Raw genomic sequence first — 6,149 nt, forward strand, 5'->3', positions numbered from 1 at the left:
AGGAATGTCGGCCAGTTTTAGCACCACCAAAGCTCCGCCCGGCCTGCTCGCCTGGTGCGATGATCATCCTCGTGTCTTCGCTGCCCGCCATGGAGTGAGAGGACGAAAAAACGTGGATGTGTATGAAGCCGTGGACAGCCGCAGGGCCGTGCGGGCGTTCAGCGATGAGCCGATCCCCAAAGAGATGCTCGAACGAGTGCTGGCTGCAGCAACGCGGGCTCCGTCGAGTGGGAACCTCCAGCCGTGGCACGTGTACGTCGTGACCGGCGAGCCCTTGGCCGAACTGAAGAGGCGCGCGACGTCCAGAGCACTGGCGGGCGACCCGGGTGACGAGCGGGAGTATCCGATGTACCCGGCCGGACTGACCTCGCCGTATCTGGACCGCTTCGCCGCCGCGGCCACCCAGCGGTACAAAGCGCTGGGCATCGAGCGCGACGACCCCGACAGGCCCATGAAGATCGCCGCCTTGAACTCGGAGGCGTTCGGGGCGCCGGTCGTGCTGTTCTGCTACCTAGACCGGACGATGGGGCACGGGCAGTGGGGGGACGCGGGGATGTATTTGCAGACGGTCATGCTGTTGCTGAGGGCGGAAGGGTTGCACAGCTGCCCCCAGGTGATGTGGACGATGTATCGCGAGACCGTCAGCCAGATGGTCGGAGCCGATGACGAGCTCGTGCTGTTCTGCGGCGTCTCGGTGGGATTCGAGAAGGAAGGCATGCCACAACTGCGCACAGGCCGGGCGGACATGGCAGAGACAGTGCGCTTCATCGGAGTGTGACCCGCTGACCGGTGATCCTCACAACAGACGAGTCGTCAGCCCGTGTCGCTCCGCTCATGACGGGCTCGGGTTTGAGCGAGGCGGAAAGAGTCGGTGCCGGTCTCGATGATGTTCCCGCCGAAGGTGAGCCGGTCGACAATGGCAGCGCAGAGCCGCGGATCCGTGAAGGTTTTCGTCCAGCCCCCGAAACTCTCGTTGGAGGCGATGGCCACACTGTTCTTTTCCTCCCGTTCGGTTAAAACCTGGAACAACAACTCGGCGCCGCGTTTGTCGAGTTCCATGTATCCCAGCTCGTCGATCGCGAGGAGATCGACGCGTCCGTAGCGGGCGATCGTCTTGGTCAGCTGCTTCTCGTCGGCGGCCTCCACCAGCTCGTTGACCAGCTTGGTGGCCAGGACGTACTTCACCCGGTAGCCGGCCATCGCGGCCTCGGTGCCCAGCGCGATCAACAGGTGAGACTTTCCTGTTCCTGAGTCTCCTATGAGGCAGAGCGGAAGTCCCTTCTTCACCCATTCGCAGGACGCGAGGGTGTGGATCACGGCCGGGTCGATGTTCGGGTTGGCGTCGAAATCGAATTGCCGCAAGGACTTTTCCCGGGGGAATGAGGCGGCCTTGATCCGGCGTTCGGACCGCCGGCGGGCCCGGTCGTCGCACTCGGCCAGCAACAGTTCCGCCAGGAACCCGCGGTAGGTCATCTGGCCCTTGGCCGCATCCTCGGCGATGTCGGCGAACTGCCCCCGGATCGTGGGCAGTCGAAGGGCTTTGCAGGATGCTTCGATGGCCGCGTCGGCGGCCTGTTCAGTCAGGCCACGGTGGCGTTTGACGGTCACGGCTCTTCTCCCTCGGGGTTGGGCCGGCCGCCCGGCCGGCGTCGTCGCAGTAACTGGTCGTAGACGGCCACCGAGGGCAGCGGCCGGGTGTCCGGCGGCAGGTGCGCCAGCCTCCGCTCGGTCAGGGAGGCGACACTCGGCTGCCGGAAGGGGTCCGGCTCCGAAGGCCCGGCCGACACCGCGAGGGCGGAAGTGTCGTCGGCCTCTGCCGCCTTGCGGGCCTCCAGCGCGACCGCGTCCGAGGTCATCGCTCCCGCCCGCAAGGCCGCGGCAAGTCCGGCGACCAGGTGTTCGTGCGGCATGTGCCGGCCCAGCAGCAGGACCTCGATCAGCGCTCTCGTGCCGTCCCGGTCTCCGTGGGTCTTGCAGGCAGCTGCCCACCAGGCGTCGTGGACCGGGGTGAACTTCCCTGCTGAGCGCGCCTGTTCCAGCGCGGTCGACCCGGGCAGGGCTCCTGGTTTGCGGACCAGCGCCTCCAGGCAGTGGTCCAGCACCAGACGCGCCCCGGCTTTGGTCATCAGCCGTTCGTGCCGGGCGACTTCGACGCCGTCGTCATAGACCACCAGCTCGGAGGCGTGCAGCATCGCCACCCTCACCGGCACCACGATCGACGCCGTACGGGCCGCACACAAGGCCGACCTGAGGGAATGGGCGCGAGCAGCAACTGCGGGATCACCCCGACCTGGCCGCCCTCGACACAGACCTGAACCGCATCAGAGACCGGACCTGAGAACCTGCCTTTGAGCCAACCGCTCGTGGTTCCCTGGGATTGACAGGGCAGGAGGCGAAAGTGGAGAGGGACCAGGAGCTGCGGGCGATGACGGCCGTGCACGCACAGCTCGCCGACCTGAACCCGGACGAACGCGTGCGCGCGCTCGCGTGGCTCCTGGTCGCTCTGGATGCCGACGTGGTGGATGTCTACCAAGAGGCGAAATCACTGGGCCTGCTGCACCAACGAGGACTGATCAACGGGCGACCCGCTGACGTGCCCGACTGAACTCAACGCTCCGTGCCAGGCCGGGGTGAAGGGCTCGATAGCGAGGGTGCCGTCGTCGTTCAGCCGGGCATGGTCGGCGAGTTGGGCGAGCAGTTGCTCGGGCCGCAGGCCGGTGCGGGCAGCGATGACGCGCAGCCGGCGCCCAGGCTCGGCGGCCAGCCAGACCTCGGTCCGCAGTTCGTCGCGCGCGTCCTGGCGCTCCTGCCGCCAAGCGGCGTGCCGTGCCAGGGCACCAGCGCGCCGTTCGCCGCGTTCCCGCGCCCACTGGCTGCCCTGGACGTCCTGCTCTGGGTCGTAGACCGACCAGCCGCGGACGCCGACCAGGGCAGCCACGCGCCGCCATTCCGCGTGCCGGGCCGCCCACAGCTCCGCCAGCTCGCCCGGGTCCGCCACATACGGCCCCGGGTCGACCACGGGGGAGTCCGACTGCGTGCTGGTCTCCCGCTCCCGCCGCGCGGCTTCCGCGACCTTGTCCGCGACCTGTGCCGCGTTCAGTCCCTCGCCCTGTCGCCGGACTGAATCCCGTGCCACATCTTCCGCACTCCACATCACGCCCCACCCTCCTGTACTGCCCATTCCAGACCGAGCGCGGCCAACTGCCCCCGCCGCTCCCGGCTCAACTTCCCAACTCGGCGGCGGGTGTTGTCCAGGAACGCACCGAGTTTGTGTGGCTCGCCGTCCACGACTTCGACGTGCTTGCGCGTCGGCCGCAGATGCCCCTCGCGGGCATGGAACTGCCGCGCCGCCGCGAGATTCGCGGCCCACCGCGCATCCTGCGACTTAGGAACACCCGCGACCGGCTCCCCCTCACCCAGAGGTTCGACTCCGACCGACTCCAGCAGGTACTGCTGCGCGGGCATCAGCCGCGCCCACCCGGCCCGCTGCCCGGCAACCCACATCCCGAGATCCTCACCCTGCACGATCAACTCACCGGGCCCGGCCGGGAGAACGCCGCCGGTCTGGGTGTGCGCGAGAGCGAGCCGGTAGCAGCGCTGCCAGCCGATCTCCCACGCCGGACACCATCCCGGATCCACGTCCGCGAGAGCCTCCAGACGGCCCTCTGACAGCTCACCAGAGGCCGGGACGCCCACTTCCCCGCCCTCACGCCGTGCGGCGTTCTCCGCCGCCTTCCGGGCCGCCGCCCGCTGGTTCTTGGCCCACACCCCGAGCGGAAAATCCTCCCAGACCACGGAGGCCGCGGGGAAGAAGTGCCCGTGGACATCGGCGTACGAGCGGGCCACGGCGAGACCGGCGTCCCACGCGGACGCCTGCACCGACCACACCATCCCCAACGCCTCCAGCTCCACGACACGGGAGGCCTCCAAGGTCCCGGCCGCGTAGTACCGGCGCTGATCCGCGATCCACACCCCGAGCGGATGCCCGCCGATCGCGGGCCAGTCCTCCGGGGTGACGTACGTGTACGGCACCCGCAGCTCACTGTTGCCGCTCTCACGCCGCCACCGGGTCGCCGCCTCGATGCCGCGCCGCCAGTACGCAGCTTCCGGGTCGATGACCCGCAGCCGTACGAACTGCGTGAGCGCGGCGGGATCGCGTTCCTCGCTGAACCGGAGCACCCCGGCCGCCGCCGCGCCCACGCACACGGCGTCCTGCTCCTGGCCGTCCTCGTCGCCCTGTTCCAGCTCGTCGTCCTGGTCGCGATCGACGCCCTCGCCAGCCATCGGACGGCTGTTGCGCAGACGCGGATCGGCGAGCGCCTCGATCGTCTCCGAGTCATGCGCCCGCAGCGCCCCGAGGATCTTCGCGAGGGTCCCGTAGGCATCCGAGGTCAATAGTTCGTTCGCGTCCTCGTTCTCTCCGAGGAATACAGGAACGATCAGCGTGGCCAGTTTCCCAACTCCCGGACGCATCCGTAGAGCGCGCCCGACCATCTGCACAATATCCACCATCGAACCGCGCGCATCCGCGAAAAGAACCGCATCGCACTCAGCCGTATCTACACCTTCACCCAAAACCCGAACCGAGGAAAGAACCCTCAGCTCCGCACGCACATCACGGCCCTCAAAATCAGGACCATCAAGGAAATCAGAAGCGAATTCATCGAGCACGCTGCGGCGGTGCGCAGGCGCATGCTCGCCGTACAGCCACTCCGCCCACACCTGTTCGGCAGGCGGGAACGTCCCGGGGTCGTCCTCGGCGAGCCGGCGAGCCGTCACCGGCACCGAGACCGCCATCGCCTCCGCCTCACCGACCCGACTGTGGAAGCTGAGCACCCGCCGGAACCGTTCCTGGCTCGCCGCCCGCATCAGCCCGGTCTGCACAGCCGCCAGCCGCGCCCCGCGCACAGCGTCGGAGCCGGTCGCCTCGGTCGTCAGCGCGGCGTACAGCTCAGGGTCGCGGATGTCCAAGCAGAGCACCTGATACGGCGCTACCAGGCCCATACGGACCGCCTCGGACAACCGGAGCTTGTACGCGACAGGCCCGAACACGGGCGAGTCCTCGTCCATGGACGCGACCATGCGCGGCCGGTCGCCCTCGGCTTCCCAGACGCGGGCCGTGGCGGTCATGTACAGCCGGCGCCTGGCCGGGATCTGCGCCTGGTCGTGCACAGCCGCCCATGGCTTCATACCGTCACCACTGACGCGGTGGGCTTCGTCCACGACCATCAGGTCCCACACCGCCAGGCCCGCCGCGTGCGCGCGCTGAAGGGTGCCCATGCCGACCGAGGCGTACGTCGCGAACACGGTGACGGTCTCGGGGCCGGCCGTCCACGCGACGAGCTCGTCCGGGTCGGTCGTGCACGGCACACCCTGGCTGTCCGCGCCCCGCAGGGAGCACACGCCGATCATTGCGCCGCGACGGCCGCCCTTCCGCCAGGCGGCACTCATCTGCAACAGCAGGTCCAGAGTCGGCACCAATACCAGTACCCGGCGAGCCGAAAGCCGATTCGCCGACTCCACACCAATCAGGGTCTTACCGGACCCGGTAGCGGCGATTACCTGGGTTCGCAGACCTCCCGGAGGAATACCCTTTCCGGGTTGTTCTGAGAGATTCTTCAGCACCGAATCAACGGCCTCAACCTGATGCTGGCGAAGAATTATACGAGCCATTTCCGTCCTATCTACCGAGCCGATTAATGTCTGTTTTTTGAGCCGATGATTCGGAATCCATCTGAACCATCGCCCGGATGGCTACCGCGCCATCATCCCAGAATCTATCCGACTCAGTAGAGTGACGCACACGGTGTGCAGAGTTGGCGGGAAGTGGTCGATTCTGGGAAGTTGCGCACGGGTAGTCCCGGATTCGGGATCCAGCGCTGCACGGCACCCCGAAGAGCCCCCCTTCCAACCAGCCGCTGTTGCTGTAGTGGGGCGCGGAGCGCACCGGTACAGCCCGGGGCCGGCCGGAGGTCGGTCCCGTCACCGGATCGCGGAGCGAGCCGGTGACCGGAACGGAGTTCCGGTCTTCCGCGCGGAGCGCGGTGAGTGTCGCGTAGCGACACCGCGTCGTGTCTGCGGAGCAGACCGCGCGCGGCACCAAGGGGCTCGCGGTCCTCTTCTGCGACCTCGACGGCTTCAAGTCGATC

General features: G+C 68.0%; 6 protein-coding genes. 2 read left to right on the forward strand and 4 right to left on the reverse strand.

Annotation, left to right across the window (positions count from 1 at the left end):
• Positions 1–112: 112 nt before the first annotated feature.
• The gene (locus ACWIHT_RS41680) at positions 113–778 is read left to right on the forward strand and encodes a nitroreductase (protein WP_456173807.1); all 666 of its coding nucleotides are present in this window, start codon (positions 113–115) and stop codon (positions 776–778) included.
• 35 nt (positions 779–813) lie between these two features.
• Here the strand turns inward: ACWIHT_RS41680 and istB are convergent, their stop codons facing one another.
• Both istB and ACWIHT_RS41690 read right to left on the reverse strand, forming a co-directional pair.
• The gene (gene istB / locus ACWIHT_RS41685; protein ID WP_456173809.1) at positions 814–1,608 is read right to left on the reverse strand and encodes an IS21-like element helper ATPase IstB; all 795 of its coding nucleotides are present in this window, start codon (positions 1,606–1,608) and stop codon (positions 814–816) included.
• Entirely contained in the window at positions 1,605–2,213 is a 609-nt protein-coding gene (locus ACWIHT_RS41690; RefSeq protein WP_456173810.1) for a hypothetical protein, read from the reverse strand. Before ACWIHT_RS41690 ends, istB begins: the two co-directional genes overlap by 4 nt.
• A 185-nt stretch (positions 2,214–2,398) precedes the next feature.
• Here ACWIHT_RS41690 and ACWIHT_RS41695 point away from each other — a divergent pair, with 185 nt between their 5' ends.
• Positions 2,399–2,605, forward strand: coding sequence for a hypothetical protein (locus tag ACWIHT_RS41695; protein WP_456173812.1), 207 nt, complete (start codon positions 2,399–2,401; stop codon positions 2,603–2,605).
• On the opposite strand, the gene ACWIHT_RS41700 is transcribed toward ACWIHT_RS41695, so the two are convergent.
• Both ACWIHT_RS41700 and ACWIHT_RS41705 read right to left on the reverse strand, forming a co-directional pair.
• On the reverse strand, positions 2,543–3,136 hold the full coding sequence (locus tag ACWIHT_RS41700; RefSeq protein ID WP_456173813.1) for a hypothetical protein: 594 nt from the start codon (positions 3,134–3,136) through the stop codon (positions 2,543–2,545). The two genes, ACWIHT_RS41695 and ACWIHT_RS41700, sit on opposite strands and share 63 nt — an antisense overlap.
• Before the next feature lie 17 nt (positions 3,137–3,153).
• A complete protein-coding gene (locus ACWIHT_RS41705) occupies positions 3,154–5,673 on the reverse strand; it encodes a Helicase associated domain protein (protein ID WP_456173814.1) in 2,520 nt (839 codons plus the stop codon).
• Between the last annotated feature and the right edge of the window lie 476 nt (positions 5,674–6,149).

It is taken from the genome of Streptomyces sp. NPDC002276, assembly GCF_053891435.1.

Excerpts from the sequence above, each read along its gene's own strand:
- ACWIHT_RS41705 (WP_456173814.1), bottom strand. The coding sequence starts at position 5,673 with ATGGCTCGTATAATTCTTCGCCAGCATCAGGTTGAGGCCGTTGATTCG.